General features: G+C 71.2%; 24 protein-coding genes and 1 tRNA gene. 17 read left to right on the top strand and 8 right to left on the bottom strand.

The window, feature by feature from the left end; all coding sequences use genetic code 11:
* Positions 1-48: 48 nt before the first annotated feature.
* Positions 49-657: an FABP family protein gene (locus ELQ40_RS13195; RefSeq protein ID WP_127794103.1), complete on the top strand. Its 609-nt coding sequence runs from the start codon at positions 49-51 to the stop codon at positions 655-657.
* Positions 657-1,802 carry a folate-binding protein YgfZ gene (locus ELQ40_RS13190; protein ID WP_127794102.1) on the top strand — a complete coding sequence of 382 codons (1,146 nt, stop codon included), beginning with the start codon at positions 657-659 and terminating at the stop codon, positions 1,800-1,802. Before ELQ40_RS13195 ends, ELQ40_RS13190 begins: the two co-directional genes overlap by 1 nt.
* Before the next feature lie 100 nt (positions 1,803-1,902).
* Here the strand turns inward: ELQ40_RS13190 and ELQ40_RS13185 are convergent, their stop codons facing one another.
* Positions 1,903-2,712, bottom strand: a complete 810-nt coding sequence (locus tag ELQ40_RS13185) for a class I SAM-dependent methyltransferase (RefSeq protein WP_127794101.1) — start codon at positions 2,710-2,712, stop codon at positions 1,903-1,905.
* A 33-nt stretch (positions 2,713-2,745) separates the two neighbouring features.
* Between ELQ40_RS13185 and ELQ40_RS13180 the strand changes: the two genes are divergently transcribed.
* The gene (locus ELQ40_RS13180; RefSeq protein ID WP_127794100.1) at positions 2,746-3,492 is read left to right on the top strand and encodes a phosphoglyceromutase; all 747 of its coding nucleotides are present in this window, start codon (positions 2,746-2,748) and stop codon (positions 3,490-3,492) included.
* 157 nt (positions 3,493-3,649) lie between these two features.
* Here ELQ40_RS13180 and phoU read toward each other — a convergent pair whose 3' ends face one another.
* Positions 3,650-4,300 (bottom strand): phosphate signaling complex protein PhoU, encoded by a 651-nt coding sequence (gene phoU, locus ELQ40_RS13175; RefSeq protein ID WP_127794099.1) that lies wholly within the window; start codon positions 4,298-4,300, stop codon positions 3,650-3,652.
* Positions 4,301-4,483: 183 nt separating this feature from the next.
* On the opposite strand from phoU, the gene ELQ40_RS13170 reads away from it, so the two are divergent.
* Together ELQ40_RS13170 and ELQ40_RS13165 are read left to right on the top strand one after the other, a co-directional pair.
* Complete coding sequence (locus ELQ40_RS13170; RefSeq protein WP_127794098.1) at positions 4,484-5,710, top strand: cell wall metabolism sensor histidine kinase WalK; 1,227 nt, start codon at positions 4,484-4,486, stop codon at positions 5,708-5,710.
* Positions 5,707-6,387 (top strand): response regulator transcription factor, encoded by a 681-nt coding sequence (locus ELQ40_RS13165; RefSeq protein WP_127794097.1) that lies wholly within the window; start codon positions 5,707-5,709, stop codon positions 6,385-6,387. Before ELQ40_RS13170 ends, ELQ40_RS13165 begins: the two co-directional genes overlap by 4 nt.
* A gap of 107 nt (positions 6,388-6,494) precedes the next feature.
* On the opposite strand, the gene ELQ40_RS13160 is transcribed toward ELQ40_RS13165, so the two are convergent.
* Entirely contained in the window at positions 6,495-6,959 is a 465-nt protein-coding gene (locus tag ELQ40_RS13160; RefSeq protein WP_127794096.1) for a DNA modification methylase, read from the bottom strand.
* Between the two features lie 150 nt (positions 6,960-7,109).
* Between ELQ40_RS13160 and ELQ40_RS13155 the strand changes: the two genes are divergently transcribed.
* The 4 genes from ELQ40_RS13155 to rlmB all read left to right on the top strand — a co-directional run bounded on the left by ELQ40_RS13155 (position 7,110) and on the right by rlmB (position 11,422).
* Complete coding sequence (locus ELQ40_RS13155; protein WP_127794095.1) at positions 7,110-7,592, top strand: CarD family transcriptional regulator; 483 nt, start codon at positions 7,110-7,112, stop codon at positions 7,590-7,592.
* Between the two features lie 118 nt (positions 7,593-7,710).
* Entirely contained in the window at positions 7,711-8,949 is a 1,239-nt protein-coding gene (gene ispD, locus ELQ40_RS13150; RefSeq protein ID WP_240665793.1) for a 2-C-methyl-D-erythritol 4-phosphate cytidylyltransferase, read from the top strand.
* Between the two features lie 50 nt (positions 8,950-8,999).
* Positions 9,000-10,412 carry a cysteine--tRNA ligase gene (gene cysS, locus ELQ40_RS13145; RefSeq protein ID WP_127794094.1) on the top strand — a complete coding sequence of 471 codons (1,413 nt, stop codon included), beginning with the start codon at positions 9,000-9,002 and terminating at the stop codon, positions 10,410-10,412.
* A complete protein-coding gene (rlmB, locus tag ELQ40_RS13140; protein ID WP_127794093.1) occupies positions 10,409-11,422 on the top strand; it encodes a 23S rRNA (guanosine(2251)-2'-O)-methyltransferase RlmB in 1,014 nt (337 codons plus the stop codon). The genes cysS and rlmB overlap by 4 nt, the downstream gene beginning before the upstream one ends.
* Positions 11,423-11,470: 48 nt before the next feature.
* Here the strand turns inward: rlmB and ELQ40_RS13135 are convergent, their stop codons facing one another.
* Entirely contained in the window at positions 11,471-12,790 is a 1,320-nt protein-coding gene (locus ELQ40_RS13135; protein WP_127794092.1) for a DUF4032 domain-containing protein, read from the bottom strand.
* 92 nt (positions 12,791-12,882) lie between these two features.
* Positions 12,883-13,980, bottom strand: coding sequence for an ABC transporter ATP-binding protein (locus ELQ40_RS13130; RefSeq protein ID WP_127794091.1), 1,098 nt, complete (start codon positions 13,978-13,980; stop codon positions 12,883-12,885).
* Positions 13,981-14,245: 265 nt separating this feature from the next.
* Between ELQ40_RS13130 and ELQ40_RS13125 the strand changes: the two genes are divergently transcribed.
* From ELQ40_RS13125 to ELQ40_RS13115, 3 genes are all read left to right on the top strand, one after another.
* Positions 14,246-15,187: a thioredoxin domain-containing protein gene (locus tag ELQ40_RS13125; RefSeq protein WP_127794090.1), complete on the top strand. Its 942-nt coding sequence runs from the start codon at positions 14,246-14,248 to the stop codon at positions 15,185-15,187.
* 124 nt (positions 15,188-15,311) lie between these two features.
* Positions 15,312-15,387: transfer RNA gene (locus ELQ40_RS13120), tRNA-Thr, on the top strand.
* A complete protein-coding gene (locus ELQ40_RS13115) occupies positions 15,387-16,454 on the top strand; it encodes a DMT family transporter (RefSeq protein ID WP_127794089.1) in 1,068 nt (355 codons plus the stop codon). Before ELQ40_RS13120 ends, ELQ40_RS13115 begins: the two co-directional genes overlap by 1 nt.
* A gap of 4 nt (positions 16,455-16,458) precedes the next feature.
* Here the strand turns inward: ELQ40_RS13115 and ELQ40_RS13110 are convergent, their stop codons facing one another.
* The gene (locus tag ELQ40_RS13110; RefSeq protein WP_127794088.1) at positions 16,459-17,007 is read right to left on the bottom strand and encodes a nitroreductase family protein; all 549 of its coding nucleotides are present in this window, start codon (positions 17,005-17,007) and stop codon (positions 16,459-16,461) included.
* 3 nt (positions 17,008-17,010) lie between these two features.
* Positions 17,011-17,412, bottom strand: coding sequence for a peptide-methionine (R)-S-oxide reductase MsrB (gene msrB / locus ELQ40_RS13105; protein ID WP_127794087.1), 402 nt, complete (start codon positions 17,410-17,412; stop codon positions 17,011-17,013).
* Between the two features lie 212 nt (positions 17,413-17,624).
* Between msrB and ELQ40_RS13100 the strand changes: the two genes are divergently transcribed.
* The 5 genes from ELQ40_RS13100 (at position 17,625) to groL (ending at position 21,925) form a co-directional block, all read left to right on the top strand.
* Complete coding sequence (locus tag ELQ40_RS13100) at positions 17,625-17,924, top strand: DUF3263 domain-containing protein (protein ID WP_127794086.1); 300 nt, start codon at positions 17,625-17,627, stop codon at positions 17,922-17,924.
* Positions 17,925-17,953: 29 nt separating this feature from the next.
* The gene (locus ELQ40_RS13095; protein WP_127794085.1) at positions 17,954-18,499 is read left to right on the top strand and encodes a LytR C-terminal domain-containing protein; all 546 of its coding nucleotides are present in this window, start codon (positions 17,954-17,956) and stop codon (positions 18,497-18,499) included.
* Between the two features lie 196 nt (positions 18,500-18,695).
* Complete coding sequence (locus ELQ40_RS13090) at positions 18,696-18,899, top strand: cold-shock protein (RefSeq protein WP_127794084.1); 204 nt, start codon at positions 18,696-18,698, stop codon at positions 18,897-18,899.
* 159 nt (positions 18,900-19,058) lie between these two features.
* Positions 19,059-20,129 carry a DUF3048 domain-containing protein gene (locus ELQ40_RS13085; RefSeq protein WP_127794083.1) on the top strand — a complete coding sequence of 357 codons (1,071 nt, stop codon included), beginning with the start codon at positions 19,059-19,061 and terminating at the stop codon, positions 20,127-20,129.
* Positions 20,130-20,305: 176 nt separating this feature from the next.
* Entirely contained in the window at positions 20,306-21,925 is a 1,620-nt protein-coding gene (groL, locus tag ELQ40_RS13080) for a chaperonin GroEL (protein ID WP_127794082.1), read from the top strand.
* A 104-nt stretch (positions 21,926-22,029) separates the two neighbouring features.
* On the opposite strand, the gene ELQ40_RS13075 is transcribed toward groL, so the two are convergent.
* Entirely contained in the window at positions 22,030-22,320 is a 291-nt protein-coding gene (locus ELQ40_RS13075) for a WXG100 family type VII secretion target (protein WP_127794081.1), read from the bottom strand.
* Positions 22,321-22,344: the final 24 nt, after the last annotated feature.

The following is a 22,344-nucleotide window of genomic DNA, read 5'->3' as shown; positions in this document are numbered from 1 at the left end:
TCTCGGGCGTCGTGGTCTACAAGCTCTTCAAGGGTCAGCGCTGAGCCGATGATCGACCTGCCCGTCGGGCTTCCCGCCGAACTGGTCCCGCTCTCCTGGCTCCTCGGGGTCTGGGAGGGTTCCGGCGTCATCGACTACAAGATCGGCGAGGAGCGCGTCACGCGCGAGTTCGGCCAACGCGTGAGCTTCAGCCATGACGGCCTCCCGCACCTGAACTACACCTCGTACGCGTGGTTGTTCCCCGAGGAGGAGGGCGGTGAGCCCGAGCCCCTCGCGACCGAGAGCGGCTACTGGCGGCTCGCCCGCCCGTTCGGAGAGGGCGATCCCGGCCCCGGCCTGTTGCCGGCGGAGGGCGCGTCGCGATACACGACGGCCGATGAGGTCGAGACGCTCCGCAACGCCGACGACGGCTTCGACATCGAGGTCTCGATCGTGCATCCCGGCGGGGTGCTCGAGCTGTACCTCGGCCAGGTGAAGGGTCCGCGCATCGACCTCGCGACGGACGCCGTCGTCCGTTCCTCGGGCGCGAAGGAGTACGCCGCCGCGACCCGCCTCTACGGGCTCGTCGACGCGCACCTGCTGTGGGCCTGGGACGTCTCGGCACTCGGCCAGGACCTCCGCACGCACGCCTCGGCCAGGCTCGCGAAGGCCGAGTGATGTCCTCCCCGTTCCTCTCCCTCCACGGCGCGGTCGCTGCGGAGGGTGTCGACGTGGGCGTGGCCGGTCACTACGGCAACCCCATCGTCGAGCAGCGGCACCTGGAGCAGGGGCGCGCGATCGTCGACTGCTCGACGCGCGGCGTCGTGACGGTCACCGGTCCCGACCGACTGAGCTGGCTGCACTCGATGGCGAGCCAGGCGGTCGCACGCCTGCAGCCGGGCGAGGGCTCCGAGGCGTTGCTGCTCGACGCCAACGGCCACATCGAGCACGCCGTGCACGTCCTCGACGACGGCGCCACCGCGTGGCTGGTCGTCGAGGGTGATCAGGCCGCCGCGCTCGCGACGTTCCTCGACCGGATGCGGTTCATGCTCCGGGTCGAGGTGGCCGACGTGACGGCCGACTGGGCGGTGCTCGGGGCGATGGCGGTCGACGCGCTCGACGCCGCGGTTCCGGCCGCCGCCCCGAACGGCGTCGCACTCGACTGGCACGACCCCTGGCGCGGTGCCCCCGGCCACCAGTACTCCCACGAGGCGAGCCATCCCTCGTCGGACTGGACCTGGGTCGAGCGCATCGTGGCCCGTGACTCGCTGGGCGATGCCGCGGCTGCGGTCGCCGCGGGCCGGGTGGAGGCGGCAGGCTCCCTCGCCGAGGAGGCGCTGCGCATCGCGGCCTGGCGGCCGCGGTTCGCGACCGAGGTCGACGAGAAGGCCATCCCGCACGAGTTCGACTGGCTGCGCAGCGCGGTCGACCTCGGCAAGGGCTGCTACAAGGGCCAGGAGACGGTCGCGAAGGTGCTCAACCTCGGCCGGCCCCCGCGCCGGATGGTGCTGCTCCACCTCGACGGCAGCGACACCGTGCTGCCCGCGCCGGGCGAGCAGGTCGTCGGCGAGAAGGTGCGCCCGGAGCCGGCCGCCGGCGAAGCGCCCGAGCGCAAGGTGGTCGGCCGGATCACCTCGAGCGCCATGCACCACGAGCTCGGCCCGATCGCGCTCGCCGTCGTCAAGAGGGCCGTGCCCGCCGACCTCGACTTGATCGTCGAGAGCCATGGCATCGACGTCGCCGCCGCGCAGGTCGAGATCGTGCCCGCCGACGCCGGCGCGGCGATCGACGTGCCGAGGCTCCCGCGCCTCGGCGTCCGCTGAACGGTCGCGTCGACCGGACGCATGTTCCGGCTGCCTGTGCGCCGGATGCCGTGCGCCGGTGCTGCGGTCGGTCCAGGGCTTCCGCGTGGCGAGGCATCCGTCAGCGCGGCGCCACCGCCGACCAGGCGACGGTGACCTCGCCGAGTCGCCACCTGCGGACGCCGCCGAGCACCGGCCAGCCCTCACCGCGCAGCGTCTCGACGCAGCGGATGAAGCGCTGGCTCGGCCCGTAGACCGACAGCGGGGCATGCACGCGCCAGGCGCGGTCGAGCGCGACGAGCAGGTCGTGCACGCGCTCGCCGGGGACGTTGCGGTGGATCAGCGCCTTGGGCAGCCGTTCGGCGACGATCGACGGCGCATCGAGGCCGGTCAGGCGCAGGCTCACGGTGAACGTCTCGGGTCCGGATGTCCCGACGGCCGCCCAGGCGGCGATGCGGCCGAGTTCGTCGCACGTGCCCTCGACGAGGAGTCCTCCCGGCGCGAGTCGCCCGGTCATCAGGCCCCAGGCCGCGGCGACCTCGGACTCGTCGTACTGGCGCAGCACGTTGAAGGCGCGGATCACGGCCGGCCGGCGTCCGGCGGGCAGTGGCACCTCGAACCCGCCGCGGCCGAACGAGACGGGGAGGTCGCGCGCGAACGGCGTCGCGCCGGCGCGCACCTGTTCGAGTTGCGCGGTCGCCGTGGCGACCCGGCCCGGGTCGATCTCGAGGCCGAGCACGTCGACGTCGGGCCGCGTGCGCCGGAGCCGGGTCGCGAGCTCCAACGCCGTGACGCCGCTGGCCCCGTACCCGAGGTCGATCACGAGCGGGTCGGCGCTGCGGGCGAACGCCGGCTGCGCGGCGATCCAACGGTCCACCCGTCGCAGGCGGTTGGTGTTGGTGGTGCCGCGCGTGACCACTCCGGTGGGCATGCCACCCAGTCTCGCAGGCCATAGGCTGGGAGCATGCCTCACACCCTCGTGCTGCTCCGCCACGGCAACAGCGAATGGAACCAGAAGAACCTGTTCACGGGATGGGTCGACGTCCGGCTCTCCGAGCTCGGCCGGGCCGAGGCCAAGCGCGCGGGCGAGCTGCTCGTCGAGCACGGCGTGCTGCCCGACGTGCTGCACACGTCGGTCCTGACCCGCGCGATCCAGACTGCGGACCTCGCGCTCGAGGAGGCCGACCGACTCTGGATCGACGTGCGTCGCACCTGGCGCCTCAACGAGCGCCACTACGGCGCGCTGCAGGGGCTCGACAAGGCGGAGACGCTCGAGAAGTACGGTCCCGAGCAGTTCCAGCTCTGGCGCCGCTCGTTCGACGTGCCGCCGCCCGTGCTCGCCGACGACGCCGAGTGGTCGCAGGTCGGCGATCCGCGCTATGCGGGCCTCGCCGACGACGAACTGCCCCGCACGGAGTGCCTGAAGGACGTCATCGCGCGCATGCTGCCGTACTGGCAGGACGGCATCATCCCCGACTTGGCCGCGGGCAAGACCGTGCTCGTCACCGCGCACGGCAACTCGCTGCGGGCCCTCGTGAAGCACCTCGACGGCATCTCCGATGAGGACATCGCCGAACTCAACATCCCGACCGGCATCCCCCTCGTCTACGAGCTCGGCGACGACTTCATGCCGACCAAGCCGGGCGAGTACCTCGACCCGGAGGCTGCGGCCGCGGGTGCGGCGGCGGTGGCCGCGCAGGGCAAGAAGTAGCTCGACCTCCTCGAGCGGTCGACGCAGGCGACGCGAACGGCCCGGCGGTGATCCGCCGGGCCGTTCGTCCGTCTGGAGAGTCGGTGCTCAGGACCCGGTGCTCAGGACCCGGTGCTCAGGACCCGGTGCTCAGGACCCGGTGCTCAGGACCCGGTGCTCAGGACTCGGGGATCCAGTCGCCGGTGGCGAGGTACTGCACCTTCTTGGCGATCGACACCGCGTGGTCCGCGAAGCGCTCGTGGTACCGGCTGGCGAGGGTGGCGTCGACCGTGTCCATCGCCTCGCCCTTCCACGTCTCGCCGAGGACCTTGTCGAAGACGCTGAGGTGCAGCGCGTCGACCTTGTCGTCCTCGTTGCGGATCTCCTCGGCGAGCTGCACGTCCTGCTCGGCGAGGAGGCGCGCGAGCTTGCGGGCGATCTCGACGTCGAGGCGGCCCATCTCGGCGAACGTGCCGCGGAGCGACTTGGGCACCACCTTGTCGGGGAACCGGTAGCGGGCCAGCTGCGCGATGTGCGACGACATGTCGCCCATCCGCTCGAGCGACGCGCTGATGCGCAGGGCGCTCACGACGATGCGGAGGTCGCGGGCGACCGGCTGCTGCTTGGCGAGGATGGTGATCGCGAGCTCGTCGAGCTCGACGGCCGCCTGGTCGATCCTGGGATCTCCCGCGATGACCTCCTCGGCGAGGCTCACATCGGACTCGTTGAACGCCCTGGTCGCCTTGTCGATCGATTCGGCCACGAGGCCGGCGATCTCGACCAGCCGGTCCTGGACCTCTCGGAGTTCCTGTTGGAACACTTCACGCATGTACGGATTCCCTCGTCTTCGCCGCCCGCGCCGCGCGCGCGGGCACACCGGTCGCAACCGGCCCCGCCATCCTCCCCGCGGCAGGTGAACAGCAGGTGCCGAACACCTGAACACTTCCCAACCTAGCCCGGGAGCGGCGGAAACCAGCGTGGACGCCCTTCACTCGTCGTTATCGTGGTGCTCATGGAGTCCACCTGGCTGGTGCTCGCCGCGCTCGCCTTCGGCGCGTTCCTCGGCGCCGCGTTCATGGTCGTCCTGCACCTCGCCGAGCGTCGGGGGCAGGCTGCGGCCCGCGTCGTGGCCCCGACCATCCCGGACGGCGTCGAGCAGATGCTCGAGGTCCTGGAGTCGGCGGGCATCGTGCTCGACCCCTCGAACAACGTCCTCCGGGTCTCGCCGGGCGCGCTGGCGATGGGATTGGTGCGCGGCCAGACGCTCGTGCACGACGAACTCCTGGCCCTGCTCGCCGACGTCCGGCGCACAGGCGAGCCGACGGAGGCCGACGTCGTCGTCCCGCGCGGCCCGTTCGGGGGAGCGCAGCTCCGGCTCAGGGTGCGTGCCGCGCTGCTCGGCACCAGGTTCGTGCTGCTGCTCGCGGAGGATCGCACCGAGGCGCACCGCCTCGACGAGGTGCGCCGCGACTTCGTCGCCAACATCAGCCACGAACTGAAGACCCCGATCGCATCGGTGTCGCTGCTCGCGGAGGCGATCGACCTCGCCGCCGAGGAGCCCGACCAGGTCCGTCGCTTCACGAACCGACTGGGCGAGGAGTCCGCGCGGCTCGCGCACATCACGAGCGAGGTCATCGAGCTCTCGCGACTGCAGGCGCAGGACGCGCTCCGGCCAGACGAGCTCGTCGACGTCGACGAGGCGTGCCGTGCCGCGGTCGACCAGAACCTGGTGGTGGCCCGTGCGAAGGGGATCGACGTGGCCGTGCGTGCGAAGTCGCGCGCGAAGGTCTGGGGCGATCGCGCGCTCATCGTGGTCGCGGTGCACAACCTCGTGGCGAACGCGGTGGCCTATTCGAACGAGGGCGGTCGTGTCGGGGTCGGCGTGCGGACCGACGGCGACGCGGTGGAGATCTCGGTCATCGACCAGGGCATCGGCATCGCCGAAGAGGATCTCGACCGGGTGTTCGAGCGGTTCTACCGCGTCGACCAGGCGCGTGCGCGTAACACGGGCGGCAGCGGACTCGGGCTCTCGATCGTGAAGCACACCGTGCAGAACCTCGGCGGCGACGTCCGCGTGTGGTCCCGGCTCGGTCGCGGCACCACGTTCACGATCCGCTTCCCCATCGCCGCCGAGGTCCCGACGGACACGACGGCGAAGGATGCCCCGGCCGGGGCATCCGGCAGTACCAAGAAGCAGGCGGCCCGCGCGGTCGCCGTTGACGGAGGGAGATCCGAGTGACCCGCATCCTGCTCGTCGAGGACGAGGCCGCGCTCAGCGAGCCCCTCGCGTTCCTGCTCGAACGCGAGGGCTACGAGGTCGAGGTGGCCGCGGACGGCCGTGAGGCCGTCGCGGCGTTCGACCGTTCGGGCGCCGACCTGGTCCTCCTCGACCTCATGCTGCCGGGGCTGCCGGGCACCGAGGTCTGCCGTGAGATCCGCACGCGTTCGAGCGTGCCGATCATCATGCTCACGGCGAAGGACTCGGAGGTGGACATCGTCGTCGGGCTCGAGCTCGGCGCCGACGACTACGTCACGAAGCCGTACTCGACCCGCGAGCTGCTCGCGCGGATCCGCGCGGTCCTGCGACGCCGGGTCGAGGCGCTCGACTTCGACGAGGCGCTGCTCGAGGGCGGTCGGGTCCGGATGGACGTGGACCGGCACACGGTCGAGGTCGACGGCGACGCGGTGTCGATGCCGCTCAAGGAGTTCGAGCTGCTCGAACTGCTCATGCGCAACCCCGGCCGGGTGCTCACGCGCGGCCAGCTGATCGACCGGGTGTGGGGCTCGGACTACTTCGGCGACACGAAGACGCTCGACGTGCACATCAAGCGCATCAGGGCGAAGATCGAGCTCGTGCCGTCCGAACCGGTGCAGCTGGTGACCGTGCGCGGGCTCGGCTACCGATTCGAAGCCTGAGCCGCGGTCGACGAACGCGGGCCGGGCCCTCGCACAGCGCCGGAACGACGAACGACGGATGCCCCTCGAGGCATCCGCCGTTCGAACGTGCGGTTCTGGGCGCCGCCTTACGGCAGCAGGTCCGCGTACTCGGGCAGGGTGCCGTCGAGGACGGGCACCAGGACCTCGACGCCCTCGGCGCCGGGTGCCGTGAAGTAGATCGGGGTGTCGGCGCCTGGGTCGACCTGGAGGCCCTCGATGGTGAGCGGCTCCTGTTCGCCGACGCCGAGCACGACCTGCTCCATCGCCGGGACCTCGAGTTCGACGGGCTCGCCGCCCTCGACGGGCTCGACCGTGAGGGTGGCGTCGTCGTCGCCGGTGTTCGCGACGGTGAAGATGATGTTGGCGCGGTCGTCGCCGGCCTCGGTCAGCACGAGGATGTTGCGCAGCTCGAGGTCGCCGACGGTCGCGGGCACGCCGTCCGACGCGTCGTAGTGCTCGGTGGTCGCCTGGTAGGTGAGCATCGAGCAGCCGCTCGCCCCGATGACGATGCCGAGAGCCAGGGCGACGGATGCCGCGAGACGCGCCTTCACAGAACCTCCAAGTGCGTGTGCGCGCAGGCAGGAACGACCGAGCGCGCGGGTCGAATCGAGCATAGCCTACGGCGCCGGGCGAAGCCGGGGGCGGAACCTTAGCAGGAACCCGGTGTGATAAACTGGACGTTGCCGAAAGGACACCATTTCATGCTTTTTGAGGTTGGCGAGACCGTCGTTTACCCCCACCACGGCGCCGCAACGATCGTCGAAGTCAAGAAACGCGTCATCAAGGGCGAAGAGAAGCTCTACCTCAAGCTGAACGTCACGCAGGGCGACCTCGTCATCGAGGTCCCGGCCGAGAACGTCGACCTGGTCGGCGTGCGCGACGTCATCGGCAAGGAGGGCCTCGACCGCGTGTTCGAGGTGCTGCGCGCGCCGTTCACCGAGGAGCCCACCAACTGGTCCCGCCGCTACAAGGCGAACCTCGAGAAGCTCGCCTCGGGCGATGTGATCAAGGTCTCCGAGGTCGTGCGCGACCTGTGGCGTCGCGACCAGGACCGCGGGCTGTCCGCGGGGGAGAAGCGGATGCTGGCCAAGGCGCGCCAGATCCTCATCTCCGAGTTGGCGCTCGCCGAGAAGACCGACGAGGAGCAGGCATCCGTCGTCCTCGACGAGGTCCTCGCGTCCTGAGTCGTCCGAACGACTGACGTTCACGGGCCGGCCACACCGGTCCGCGACAGAGCGGTGCGCCTCGCGCACCGCTCTGTCGCGTTCAGCCGGCGCGTGCCGGCGGGGCTACGCTCGAACCGTGAGTGCATCGACCGTCGCCGTCATCCTGGTCGCCGCGGGCAGCGGCACCCGGCTCGGCCATCCCGAGCCCAAGGCGTTCGTCCCGATCGGTACGCGCACCATGCTGGAGCTCGCGGTCGATGCCGTGCTGGGCATGCGCGAGACTCCGCACCTCGTGCTCGTCGTCCCAGCCGATCGCGTCGACGAGGCACGACGCGCCATCGCCCCGGCAGCCGACGCGGCCGGAGCGCCCCTCGACGTCGTCGCGGGCGGCGACAGCCGTCAGGAGTCGGTCGCGGCCGGCCTCGAACGGCTGCCGCACCTCGTCGACACGGTGCTCGTGCACGATGCCGCCAGGCCGTTGACGCCTGCACCGGTCTTCGACGAGGTGGTCGAGGCCGTCCGCGCGCGCGGGCACGGCATCATCCCGGCCCTGCCGGTCGTCGACACCGTCAAGCGCGTCGACACCGTCCCGCGCGCCGACGGGTCGCGCCGCGTGGTCGAGACCGTCGACCGCTCGGCCCTCGTCGCCGTGCAGACGCCGCAGGGATTCCCCCGGGACGCGCTCGACCGGGCATATGCCGCGGCGACCGAGGACTTCACCGACGATGCGGCGCTCGCGGCATCCGTCGGCGTCGTCGTCGATGTGGTCCCCGGTGACGCTCGCGCGTACAAGATCACGGTGCCCGCCGACCTGCGTCGGGCCGAGCAGGCCGTGCCCGCCGCGGGGCCGCACGTGCGCGCATCGGCCGTCGGAACGCCGTCGGCACCGGCATCCGACCCGGGGCCGCGGATCGGCACCGGCATCGACGTCCACGGGTTCGCCGACGACGCCGAGACGCCGCTCTGGCTCGCCGGGCTGCACTGGCCGGGCGAACGGGGCCTGTCGGGCCACAGCGACGGCGACGCGGTCTCGCACGCGATCTGCGACGCACTGCTCGCGGCCGCCGGCCTCGGCGACATCGGCGGCATGTTCGGCACCGACGACACGCGGTTCGCGGGCGCCCACGGCGAGGTGTTCCTCGCGGAGACCGTCCGCAGGCTGGCCGAGGCCGGATGGCGGATCGGCAACGTCACCGTGCAGGTCGTCGGCAATCGGCCGAAGCTCGCCCCCCGCCGAGCCGAGGCGCAGGAGGAGCTGACGCGCATCGTCGGAGCCCCGGTCAGCGTCGCGGCGACGACCACGGACGGGCTCGGGTTCACCGGCCGCGGCGAGGGCATCACCGCGATCGCCACGGCGCTCGTGCTGCCGGCCTGATCCGGCCGGCGGCGAAGTCCCGGATGACGGGCCGCCGGTAGCATTGACGGGTGACGCTCAGACTGTACGACACCAAGGCCCAGGCGCTGCGTGACTTCGTGCCCCTCCGCGAGGGGCACGTCGGCATGTACGTCTGCGGCCCGACCCCGCAGTCGAGCCCGCACATCGGCCACCTCCGCAGCGCGCTGAACTACGACCTCATGCGCCGTTGGTTCGCCTACCGGGGCTTCGACGTCACCTTCGTCCGGAACGTCACCGACATCGACGACAAGATCCTCGAAGCCGTCACGGGCGAGGAGTGGTGGGCGCTCGCGTACCGCGTGGAACTCGAGTTCTCCGCCGGCTACCGGTCGCTCGGCATCCTGCCGCCGACCTACGAACCGCGCGCGACCGCGAGCATCATGCAGATGCAGGAGCTGATCGGCCGGCTCATCGAGCGCGGGCACGCGTACCCGGCGACGGATGCCTCGGGCGACGTGTACTTCGACACCGGGAGCTGGCCCGCCTACGGCGAGCTCACCCGGCAGTCGCGCGACAACATGGAGGCCGCGGTCGACGCCGATCCGCGCGGCAAGCGCGACCCGCGCGACTTCGCGCTCTGGAAGGGGCGCAAGGCGGCCGAGCCCGAATCGGCGTCGTGGGAGTCGCCGTGGGGCGACGGGCGCCCGGGCTGGCACATCGAATGCTCGGCGATGAGCCGTCGCTACCTCGGTCCGGAGTTCGACATCCACGGCGGCGGACTCGACCTGCGTTTCCCGCACCACGAGAACGAGCTCGCGCAGTCCACGGCAGTCGGCGACGGGTTCGCCCGGTACTGGGTGCACAACGGACTCGTGAACATCGGCGGGCAGAAGATGTCGAAGTCGCTCGGCAACTCGGTGTACGCCGCGGAACTGCTCTCGCAGGCGTCGCCGCTCGCGGTGCGGTACCTGCTCGGTGCCGCGCACTACCGGTCCACGCTCGACTACAACGCCGGCTCGCTCGCCGAGGCCGAGGCCACCGTCGAGCGCATCCGCACCTTCCTCGTCCGCGCCGGGCGCCGGCTCTCCGGCACGCGCTTCGCCGACGAGGCGACGCCGGTCGTGCCCGACGCGTTCGCCGAGGCGATGGACGACGACCTCGGGGTTCCGCAGGCGCTCGCCGTCCTCCACGACACCGTTCGACAGGGCAACCAGGCGCTCGACGACGAGCGGCTCGGCGAGGCCGCCGTCGCGCTCGGACACGTGGGCGCCATGGTCGGCGTGCTCGGCATCGATCCTCGCGATCCGCACTGGGCGACGGCAGACGCCGGGCCTGCGGCATCCGCCCTGGAAGCGCTCGTCGAGCGGCTCATCGAGGACCGCCGGGCCGCGCGCGCCGCGAAGGACTACCAGGCCGCGGATCGCATCCGCGGCGAGCTCGCCGCAGCGGGCATCACGATCGAAGACTCGTCTTCCGGAACGCATTGGAGCATCGGCTCATGAAGGGCAGCAGCAGCGGCAAGGGGCGCGGCGGAGCCGTGCGCAAGGGCGGCCACGGCAAGCAGGTCGGCACCGGCGGACACGGCCGCAAGGCCCTCGAGGGCAAGGGGCCGACGCCGAAGGCCGAGGACCGCGCATGGCACCCGGCGGGCAAGCGCAAGGCCGCCGAGGAACGCTACAAGGCCGCGGGCGGCAAGGGGCGCACCGGGCAGAAGGGTGCACCCCGCGGGGCATCCGGTGCCGCGCAGCGCGCTCGTGCGGGTGACGAGTCGGAGATCGTGACCGGTCGGAACTCCGTGATCGAGGCGCTGCGCACCAGGATCCCGGCGACGACGCTCTACCTCGCGCAGCGCATCGAGATGGACGACCGGGTGAAGGAGGCGATCAAGATCGCCACCAACCGCGGCATCGCGGTGCTCGAGGTGACCCGCCAGGAGCTCGACCGGCTCGCCGGTGAGGGTGCCGTGCACCAGGGCGTCGGGCTCAAGGTGCCGCCGTACGAGTACGCGCACCCGATCGAGCTCCTCGACGAGGTGCTCGAGTCGGATGCCACACCGCTGTTCGTCGCCCTCGACGGCATCACCGACGCCCGCAACCTGGGCGCGATCATCCGTTCGACCGCCGCGTTCGGCGGGCAAGGTGTGATCGTGCCGCAGCGCCGATCCGTCGGCGTCAACGCGGGTGCATGGAAGACCTCGGCGGGAGCCGCCGCGCGGATCCCCGTCGCGATGGCCTCGAACCTCACCCAGACCCTCAAGGCGCTCAAGGAGCGCGGCGTCTTCGTGCTCGGCCTCGACGGCGGCGGCGACGTGCAGCTGCCCGGCCTGGACTTCGCCGACCGGCCGATCGTCGTCGTCGTCGGCTCCGAGGGCAAGGGACTGTCGCGACTGGTCACCGAGACGTGCGACGCGATCGTGTCGATCCCGATCTCGTCGGCCACCGAGTCGCTGAACGCGGGCATCGCCGCCTCGGTCACGCTCTACGAGATCTCGAAGCTCCGCGCCGAGGGGTGACGCGCTGAGCGGCGCCCCGCCCACGCCCCGACGGCATGGTGCATGCCGTCAGACCTTGGCGCGCCAGTCGCCCGCGTCGTCGGGGTCGTCGAGCGCCGCGGCCTGCTCGTCGGTCAGGATCGTCGCGATCGGCATCGTGAAGGTGCCCGTCGGCGGTCCGATGATGGTCGCCTCGTCGCGGCGGTGCCGCAGCACGGTGTTGATGTAGCTCGTCACGGCCTCGGCGAGCGGGATGTCGTGTCCGGCCCGCTGCGCCAGGTACCACCGGTGGTCGAGCAGCTGGTGGAACACCTCCGCCGGTTCGAGCTTGCCCCGCAGGTCGGCGGGGATCGCGCGGACGACCGGCTCGAACACGCGCATGAGCCACTCGTGCGCGACCATCTCCTCGTCGAGGCCGGCCTTGCCGTACGAGGCGCGATACGAGTCGAGGTCGTTGAGGAGCCGCCGCGCCTGGTTCTCACCGGCGTCGAGGCCGGTGAGCCGGAGCAGCCGGCGCTGGTGGTGCCCGGCGTCCACCACCTTCGGTTGGATGCGCACGGTCGTGCCGTCGGCATCCGTGCGGATCGCGAGCTCCTCGATGTCGAAGCCGAGGTCGTTGAGCCGGTTGACACGCTCGTTGATGCGCCAGCGCTCGGCCGTCGCGAACGACTCCGCGCCGGTGAGCTCCGCCCACAGCTTCCGGTAGGCGCCGACGATGCCGTCGGAGATCCGGATGGGGTCGAGCTCGTCGGCCACCCGGCCGCCGGCCTCGAGGTCGAGCAGCTCGCCCGCGATGTTGACCCGTGCGATCTCGAGGTCGTTCTCGCGCTGTCCGTTCGACAGGCCGCCGTCGAAGAGCTTGCCCGTCTCGGCGTCGACCAGGTACGCGGCGAACGCGCCGGCATCCCGACGGAAGAGCGTGTTGGACAGCGAGACGTCGCCCCAGAAGAAGCCGGCGATGTGGAGCCGGACGAGGAGCACCGCGAGCGCGTCGACCAGACGGGTCGCGGTGTCGGGCCGCAGCGTCTGCGAGAACAGGGCGCGGTAGGGGAGCGAGAACCGCAGGTGCCGGGTGACGAGCACCGGCTTCAGGCCCTCGCCCTCGTCGTCGGCCCGGTTCGTGATGACCGCGATCGGCTCGACGCACGGGATCTCGATACGCTGCAGGGTGCGGAGCATCTCGTACTCGCCCTTCGCCATCTCGGCGGTGGTCTCCTTGATCGCCACGACATGCTCGCCCAGGTGGGCGAACCGCACGAGGTGCCGCGAGATGCCCTTCGGCAACGCCGCGATCGTGTCGCTCGGCCACGACTCGAGCGGAAGGTGCCACGGCAGGTCGAGCAGTGCCGGGTCGGCCATCGCCGAGGTGATGTTGAGGGAGCCGCTCATGGGTCGATCCTTCCAGATCCGGCCGGTCGGGCGCGGAGACGACGGATGCCGGCCGGGCCGAGGCCCGACCGGCATCCGATCGATCCGGTGGATTACGCGACGACGCGGTGGCCCAGGCGCTCGCCCGACTCGGCGTCGAAGACGTGCACGTGGTCGGGCGTCGGGGTGAGGTAGACCGTGTCGCCCGCGAACGGGTGCGAGCGGCCGTCGACGCGCGCGACGATGTCGGTGCGCTTGCCCTCGATCTCGGAGTGGCCGTAGAGGTAGCCGTCGGCGCCGAGCTCCTCGACGAGGTCGACGACGACCGCGAGGCCGTCGCCGGCGGTCGTCGACACGCGGATGTCCTCGGGGCGGACGCCGACCGTGACGACCTGGCCGGTCGCGTTGTCGAGCGCCTCGCGCTCCACGGGCACCAGGGCCGAGCCGAACTTGACGCCGCCGTCGGCGATGTCCGCGTGGAACAGGTTCATCGCGGGCGAGCCGATGAAGCCCGCGACGAACACGTTCTGCGGCTTCTCGTACAGGTCGCGCGGGGTGCCGACCTGCTGGAGCACGCCGTCCTTGAGGACCGCGATGCGGTCGCCCATCGTGAGCGCCTCGGTCTGGTCGTGCGTGACGTACACGGTGGTGACGCCGAGACGACGCTGGAGCGACGCGATCTGGGTACGCGTCTGCACGCGGAGCTTGGCGTCGAGGTTCGACAGCGGCTCGTCCATGAGGAAGACCTGGGGCTGGCGCACGATCGCGCGGCCCATGGCGACGCGCTGGCGCTGACCGCCCGAGAGCGCCTTCGGCTTGCGGTTGAGGTAGGGCTCGAGGTCGAGCAGCTTGGCCGCCTCGAGGACGCGCGCGGCGCGCTCGTCCTTGCCGACGCCGGCGATCTTGAGCGCGAAGCCCATGTTCTCGGCGACCGTCATGTGCGGGTACAGCGCGTAGTTCTGGAAGACCATCGCGATGTCGCGGTCCTTCGGGGGCACGTCGGTGACGTTGCGGTCGCCGATGAAGATGTTGCCGTCGTTGACCTCCTCGAGGCCCGCGAGCATGCGGAGGGAGGTCGACTTGCCGCAGCCCGAGGGGCCGACGAGGACGAGGAATTCGCCGTCCGCGATGTCGAGGTCGAGTGCGTCGACCGCGGGGCGGGTGCCGCCGGGGTAGAGGCGGGTGGCCTGGTCAAACGTGACAGATGCCATGGTTCAGCTGCTCCTTCACCGGCAGGTACGTGCCGGACGATCCGTAGTGATGGATGGGTGCGTCGTCGATGACGCCCGTCAAGTATCGCACGCGCGGGAGGCGCCGGACGCCACGGCGTCGGGTCGCACGTGCACCCCGTGCGGAGCGCTCCGCGGGATCCAGCCGGCGGTGGGCTGATTCCCAGCCATCGTTCCTACTATCGTTGAGGCGTTCGCACGCATGGATGCGCGCGCCCCCACAGCACATTTCCCGGAGAGACCATCGATGAGCAACGGCGGAGCCAGCCAGCCACGACCCAACCGTAACGAGCGCCGCGAGGCCGCGAGGGAGAAGGCCAGGGCCCTCCGGGAGGAGCAGAAGAAGAAGGACCGCCGCAAGAAGGTCCTGATCCAGGCCAGCGTGATCGTGGCCGTCGTCGCGGTGGCGGGCATCATCGCCCTCCTGATCTTCAACAGCATCAAGCCGGCAGGTCCCGGCCCGCGGAACATGGCGAGCGACGGCATCGTGCTCACGGCCGCGACCGAGGGCGACGCGACCATCACGGCGGTGGAGACGCCTGCGCTCGAACCGGGCGAGGACCCGGTGCCGACCGTGCAGGACGAGAGCGGCGACGTCGCCAACATCGTGACGTACATCGACTACCTGTGCCCCTTCTGCGGCCAGTTCGAGTCGACGAACTCGGAGACCATGCGCACGCTGGTCGAGTCCGGCGCCGCGACCCTCGAGGTGCACCCGATCGCGATCCTCACGAACCGCTCCGCGGGCACGCAGTACTCGCTGCGGGCCGCGAACGCCGCGGGATGCGTCGCCGACCTGTCGCCGGACGCGTTCTTCGACTTCAACGAGGCGCTCTTCGCGAACCAGCCGGAGGAGAGCTCGACCGGTCTCACCAACGAGCAGTTGAAGTCGCTCGCGTCTGAGGCGGGCGCGAGCTCGCAGGTCGGTGCGTGCATCGACGAGGTCCGGTTCAAGTCCTGGGTGCAGGACGCCACCACCCGTGCGCTGAGCGGCCCGATCCCGAACTCCGAGATCCCGTCGGTCCAGGGCACGCCGACCGTGCTCGTGAACGGCAAGCAGTACCAGGGCTCGCTCGACGACGCAGCCGAGTTCCAGGCGTTCGTGACGCAGGCCGCGAGCGAGAGCTCGCTCGAGTCCTCCGACGACCCGTCGGCGACGCCGACCCCGACTCCGACGCCCTCGCAGTAGTCGGCGGGCACCATCCGCGAGCAGGCGGGTCCGGCGTGGCCGGGCCCGCCTGCGTCGTCTCCGGCCGCGCCCGCGGCGGCGATGCCGGCTGCACCGGCTCGCTAGGATGGACGGTGAAGCATCTGCCGGCTTGGCGCAATTGGTAGCGCACCGCTCTTGTAAAGCGGTGGTTGCGGGTTCGAGTCCCGCAGCCGGCTCCATGGAAGCGCACACCCCTCGGCCGGACTCGTTCGACGCGGCCGGGCCCGGCGAAGACCCGCACCGGCATGCCGAACGAACGCGGTTCCCCGCCTGGGCGGCCGTCGTCGTGGCCGTCGTCTGCGGCGGCCTGACCGCACTGCAGTCGCGGGTCAACGGCGAACTGGCGCGGGCGATCGAAGATCCCTACGCGGCGGCCGTGATCTCGTTCGGGTCGGGTCTGGCCATCCTCCTCGTCGCGCTCGTCGCGTGGCCGCCCGGGCGTCGCGGCTTCGCCCGTCTGCGGAGCGAGCTGCGCGCGCGCCGGATCGCGTGGTGGATGCTGCTCGGCGGGCTCGGCGGCGGGTTCTTCGTCACCTCCCAGGGCCTCTCGGCCGGCGCGCTCGGCGTCGCCGTGTTCACCGTCGCGATCGTCGCGGGCCAGACGATCGGCGGCCTCTGCTTCGACCTCGTCGGACTCGGGCCCGGCGGTCGGCGACGCCTGACCTGGCAGCGTGCGGTCGGTGCGGCCCTCGCGCTGGCGGCGATCGGGTGGGCGATGGCGGGGCAGCTCGCCCACGACGTGCCCGTGGCACTGCTGCTCCTGCCGTTCGCGGCCGGGATCGGCTCGGCGTGGCAGCAGGCGGTGAACGGCCGCGTCCGGAGCGCGGCCGACAGCGCGCTCACCGCAACGGTGCTCAACTTCGCGGTCGGCACGGCCGGGCTCGTCGTCGTCCTGCTCGTGCACGTGGCGACGGTCGGCCTGCCGGAGTCACTGCCCGCCGAACCCTGGTACTACCTCGGCGGGGCGATCGGATGCCTGTTCATCGCCGGGCAGGCCGCGGTCGTCCGCATCATCGGGGTGCTCGTCCTGGCGCTCGCCGGCGTCGCCGGTCAACTCTCCGCGGCACTCGCGCTGGAGGTACTCGTTCCGGCGCACGGTCGGCCCGTTGAGGTCGCGACGGTCGGCGGCGTGGCGCTCGCTCTGGTCGCCGTCGCCGTGGCGAGCGTGCGCCGACGCAACCATCGGCACGTGGCGGAGACGGTAGACGCGGTGTCGCCGGACGAGACGTCGGGCGACGGACGTTGAGCCCTCAGTCGAGCACGCTGAATCGCCGTGCGACGTCGGCCGGGCGGCCGGGCCTGCGATGCTCGGCGCGTCCGCCGACGTAGAGCCAGCCCAGCAGCAGCTCGCCGGGTGCGAGGTCGTGCATGCGCGCGACGGCGGGATGCCGCGTGTACGGCCCCGTCCGCCACATGACGCCCCACCCGGCGTCGTCGAGGAGCAGGCTGAGGACATGGGCGACGCCGGAGGCGACGGCCTCCTGCTCCCATGCGGGCACCTTCTTGTGCGGTTCGGTGATCGTCGCGACGACCGCGAGCAGGAGCGGGGCGCGCAGGGGCTTACCCGCGAGCTTGTGCTCCGGTTCACCGGTCGATGCGGATGCCTCGACGAGCGCGTCGCCGAGCCGTCCGCGGGCGGCGCCGCGGAGCGCGATGACGCGCCACGGGCGGAGCCCGGCATGATCGGCGACCCTCCCCGCCGCGCCGAGCATGCGGGTCAGCTCGGCGTCGTCGGGAGCGGCATCCGTGACCTTCGACGAGGAGCGGCGCGAGAGCGCGGCCTCGAACGCGGATGCCACGGATCAGGCGCCGGGCGTGAAGCCGAGGGCGATCGAGTTCATGCAGTAGCGGTCGCCCGTCGGCGTGCCGAACCCGTCGGGGAAGACGTGGCCCAGGTGCGAGCCGCACGCCGCGCAGCGAACCTCCGTGCGGACCATGCCGAGTGAGGTGTCCTCGATCAGTTCGACCGCCTCGGGCCGCACCGACTCGTAGAAGCTCGGCCACCCGCAGCCCGAGTCGAACTTGGTGCCGCTCTTGAAGAGTTCGGCGTCGCATGCGGCGCAGGTGTAGACGCCGGAACGCTCCTCATCGAGCAGTTCGCCCGTCCACGGGCGCTCGGTCGCCGCTTCGCGGAGCACGGCGTACTGCTCCGAGCCGAGCTCCTCACGCCACTGCTCGTCGCTCTTCTCGATGCGGTAGCCCATGGTTCTCCTTCCATCCGGCAGCCGCCGGGTTCGCAGGCGGAGTCAGCCTACCCGCCGATTCCGGCAACGTCGGCGGGTCCCGGACTGTTCCCGCCGGACCGCGCCGGGCGATTCGCGGTCGGCACGCCGGACGACTCGGGCTGCTCCCAGCCGTCGACTGCCTAGGATGTGCGAGAAGCACGGTGAAGGGCCGTGCCCGACGGGAGGCGAGCATGAGCGGCGCGACGGCCTCCGAGCGCCCTGACGGGCACGGGCGGCTCGACGCACGGTCCGTCAGGATCCTCGAGTTCGAGACGCGCGGATTCGGTCACCCGGGTGCGAAGGCGGAGGCGGTGCGCGACGAGTTCGGCATCTCCGCGGCCCGCTATTACCGTATCCTCGACGGCCTCATCGACGACCCGGCCGCGCTGCGGCACGATCCGATCCTGGTCCGGCGGTTGCAGCGGATGCGCGAGGGCCGCGCGCTCGCACGATCCCGACGTACCCTGACCCTCGGCCGGACGCTCGACTGAGCCCGGCCCCGAACCCTCGACTGGACCCCATGGCGCAGAAGTACCCCCGCGATCGCTTCGATCGCATTCCGCACGGTGTGGAACGCGTCGGAGCGCACCGCGCACCGCAGCGCCCCGGTCATCGCTGGATCATGTTCGGATGGGCCGCTCTGGCGACGGCCGTGCTCGTCGGCATCGGCATCACGGCCGTCGTCGTCAACAGCGGCCGCCTCGACTTCGCGGACGAGGCGCAGCCGACGGAGTCGGCAGCGCCGGTGGTCACCGCCGAACCGACGATCGCGCCGGACGTGCCGGTGACGGTGCTGAACGGGACCACCACCTCGGGACTCGCCGCGAAGGCGTCGGAGGCGCTCGTCGCGGCCGGCATCCCGGTCGGCGCGACCGTGAACGCCAGCGAGCAGGACCTCACGGAGAGCTACGTCTACTACAGCGCCCCTGAGCTGGAGGGTGCCGCGCGAGGCGTCGCTCAGGCGCTCCCCGAGACCGAGGTGCGCTTCGAGGCGACGTTCGCGGAGATCGGCACGCCGCTCGCGGTCGTCCTCGGGTCCGACTACGCGACCGCAGTGGGTGGCTGATCAGTCGAATCGTTGCCATTCTGCGACCATTCGCGTCCGGCGGGCTCTTGTGCAGTCGCCGTCCCGGCCTCCAATCTGGAGACGGTCACCCGATCCAGTGTGAACGGCACGGAATTCCGACAGGGTCAGCACGATTCGGGGCCCGGTACTGGCAACACGCACGTGCTGACGACACACTGCACTCTGGGAGCAACGCATGGCGAACGGAACCGTCAAGTGGTTCAACGCTGAAAAGGGATACGGGTTCATCACCGTCGACGGCGGCGGGCAGGACGTCTTCGTCCACTACTCCGCCATCGACATGTCGGGCTACAAGGTCCTCGAGGAAGGCCAGCAGGTCGTCTTCGAGGTCGGGACCGGGTCCAAGGGACCGCAGGCCGAGTCGGTACGCCCCGCCTGATCCGAGTTCACGGATGCGCCGCCCGGCTTCCGGGCGGCGCACTCGCATGTCCGGGTCTCAGCCGGACGAACGGCGGCGTCCGCCCGCGGGCGGGGGATATCGGCCCGGTCCGGCGCGGCGCGGAGTTCCTGAGGCACGGCGCGCCGCTACGATCCATGCATGTCGGGGCGAGCGGCTCGGGCGGTGGGAGCCGCTGCGCGGCTCGTCGCGCTCATGGGCCTCGCGGTCGTCGTGATCGGCGTCGCGGGATGCACGGCCGAGGCCGACGCGGCTCCGGCGAAGACCGCCGAACCCACCGCCGCCGTCCGGCCGCAGCCGGCAGATCCCGTTGCGCCGTCAGCGATCGGATTCGCACCGCTTCGCGGGACGCCCGTCGATCCGGCGGCGACGGTGCACCCGTCGCTCGCGGTCAAGATCGACAACCACGAGGACGCGCGGCCGCAGATCGCGCTCAATCGCGCCGACCTCGTGTTCGAGGAACTCGTCGAAGGCGGGATCACGCGATACGCGGCCGTCTGGCACTCCGACGTGCCCGAGGAACTCGGTCCCGTGCGATCCATCCGGCCGATGGATCCCGACATCCTGTCGCCGCTCGGCGGCCTGGTCGCGTACTCCGGCGGCCAGGAGCGGTTCGTCGAGGCGATGGAAGCGACGCCGCTCGTGAACCTCGTGTTCGACTACGACGACACGGGGCTGTTCCACCGCGCCGATGAGCGTCCCGGACCGCACGACGTGATCCTCGACGCGACCGAGGCCGTCGCCCGTCACGCCGACCTCGCGCCGCCGCGCGTGCAGTTCGCGTACGGCGGCGCCGATCCGCTGGCCGAACCCGGCTACGCCGCGGTCGCGACCGCGCGGATCGACACCGTCTTCTCGGACGCGAGGTACCCGTCGTGGGAGTGGGACGCGGCCGGCGCGTCCTGGTTGCGGTCGCAGGAGGGCGAGCCAGACCACGAGGCATGCGGCGACCGGGTCCGCGCGACGAACGTGGTGATCCTAAGAGTGGAGATCGACTGGAGCGACGGCGACGTGCCGCGGACCGTGCTCGTCGGCGGCGGGGAGGCCTGGGTCTCGACGGCCGGGCGGACGGCGCACGGTTCCTGGTCGAAGGCCGAACAGGCGGCGCCCGTGGTGCTGACCGCCGACGACGGCAGCCCGCTGCGCCTGGCGCCCGGCAACACGTGGATCGAACTCGTGCCCGTCGACGGATCCGTCTCGTTCGCACCCTGATCGGGCTCGTCGCGACCGCGACGCGGGATGTCCCGGGAAGCCTGCGGGGCGTGCGCGCGGGGCATCCGGCTCGCTTGCACTCTCGGATCGAGAGTGCCAGAATCGTGTTAGCACTCGTCTGAGCTGAGTGCTAAACCCACATGCTCCAGACGTCCGGGAAGGGACGAGAGACACACATGGCAAAGATCATTGCTTTCGATGAGGAGGCCCGCCGCGGCCTCGAGCGTGGACTCAACACGCTCGCCGACGCGGTCAAGGTGACCCTCGGCCCGCGCGGCCGCAACGTCGTGCTCGAGAAGAAGTGGGGCGCCCCCACCATCACGAACGACGGCGTGTCGATCGCCAAGGAGATCGAGCTCGACGACCCGTACGAGAAGATCGGCGCCGAGCTCGTCAAGGAGGTCGCGAAGAAGACCGACGACGTCGCCGGCGACGGCACCACCACCTCGGTCGTGCTCGCCCAGGCGCTCGTGCGCGAGGGCCTCCGCAACGTCGCTGCGGGCGCCGACCCGATCAGCCTCAAGAAGGGCATCGAGAAGGCCGTCGCGGCCGTCTCGGAGGAGCTCCTCAAGGCAGCCAAGGAGATCGAGACCAAGGACGAGATCGCCGCGACCGCGTCGATCTCCGCCGCCGACCCGCAGATCGGCGAGATCATCGCCGAGGCGATCGACAAGGTCGGCAAGGAGGGCGTCGTCACCGTCGAGGAGTCGAACACCTTCGGCACCGAGCTCGAGCTGACCGAGGGCATGCGCTTCGACAAGGGCTACCTGTCGGCGTACTTCGTCACCGACCCGGAGCGCCAGGAGGCGGTCTTCGAGGACCCGTACATCCTCATCGCCAACTCCAAGGTCTCGAACATCAAGGACCTGCTCCCCATCGTCGACAAGGTGATCCAGACGGGCAAGCAGCTCCTGATCATCGCCGAGGACGTCGACGGCGAGGCCCTCGCGACCCTGATCGTCAACAAGGTGCGCGGCATCTTCAAGTCGGTCGCCGTGAAGGCCCCCGGCTTCGGCGACCGTCGCAAGGCGCAGCTCCAGGACATCGCGATCCTCACGGGCGGCCAGGTCATCTCGGAGGAGCTCGGCCTCAAGCTCGAGAACGTCACGCTCGACCTGCTCGGCCAGGCGCGCAAGGTCGTCATCACCAAGGACGAGACGACCATCGTCGAGGGTGCGGGCGACCCCGAGCAGATCGCCGGCCGCGTGGCCCAGATCCGCCAGGAGATCGAGAACACCGACTCCGACTACGACCGCGAGAAGCTGCAGGAGCGCCTCGCCAAGCTCGCGGGCGGCGTCGCCGTCATCAAGGCGGGCGCGGCGACCGAGGTCGAGCTCAAGGAGCGCAAGCACCGCATCGAGGACGCCGTCCGCAACGCGAAGGCCGCCGTCGAGGAGGGCATCGTCGCCGGTGGTGGCGTGGCCCTCATCCAGGCCGGTGCCGCTGCCTTCGGCAAGCTCGAGCTCGTCGGCGACGAGGCGACCGGCGCGAACATCGTCAAGGTCGCCATCGAGGCCCCGCTCAAGCAGATCGCCCTCAACGCCGGCCTCGAGCCGGGCGTCGTCGCGAACAAGGTGTCGGAGCTCCCCGCGGGCCACGGCCTCAACGCCGCGACCGGCGAGTACGGCGACCTCCTCGCGCAGGGCATCATCGACCCCGCCAAGGTGACCCGTTCGGCGCTGCAGAACGCCGCGTCGATCGCCGGCCTCTTCCTCACGACCGAGGCCGTCGTCGCCGACAAGCCCGAGAAGTCCCCGGCTCCGGTCGGCGACCCCACGGGCGGCATGGACTTCTGAGTCCGTTCCACGGCTGACCAGCTGACGCGATGGGCGTCTCCCCTGCGGGGGGAGGCGCCCATCGCCGTTTCGTCGCGTGCGGTGCCGGTACGGCGGCAGCGTCGTCAGCGGAGGAAGAGCCGGGCGTTCGCCTGCTCGACCTCGAGGTACTGCGTCGCGGCCGTGCCGAGAGCGCGATTGATGGCGGCGAGGCTCTGCTCGACCTGCTGCTGGGTGACCCGCCAGTCGGCGACCGTGGCCTGGAACGCGGCGGCCGCCTGCCCCGACCAGCTCGACTGCAGCCCGGTGAGTTGGGCGAGCAGCGCGCTCACGTCGCCTTGGATTCGGTCCATGATCGTCTGGGCGGACTGGGTCGCGGCCTGCACCTGCAGGCCGTCGACGTGGTAACCGGTCATCGGAGTTCCTCTCGGGTGGATGGG

Source organism: Agromyces sp. LHK192 (genome assembly GCF_004006235.1).
GTDB lineage: Bacteria > Actinomycetota > Actinomycetes > Actinomycetales > Microbacteriaceae > Agromyces.
This window is presented reverse-complemented; position numbering and strand designations above follow the sequence as displayed.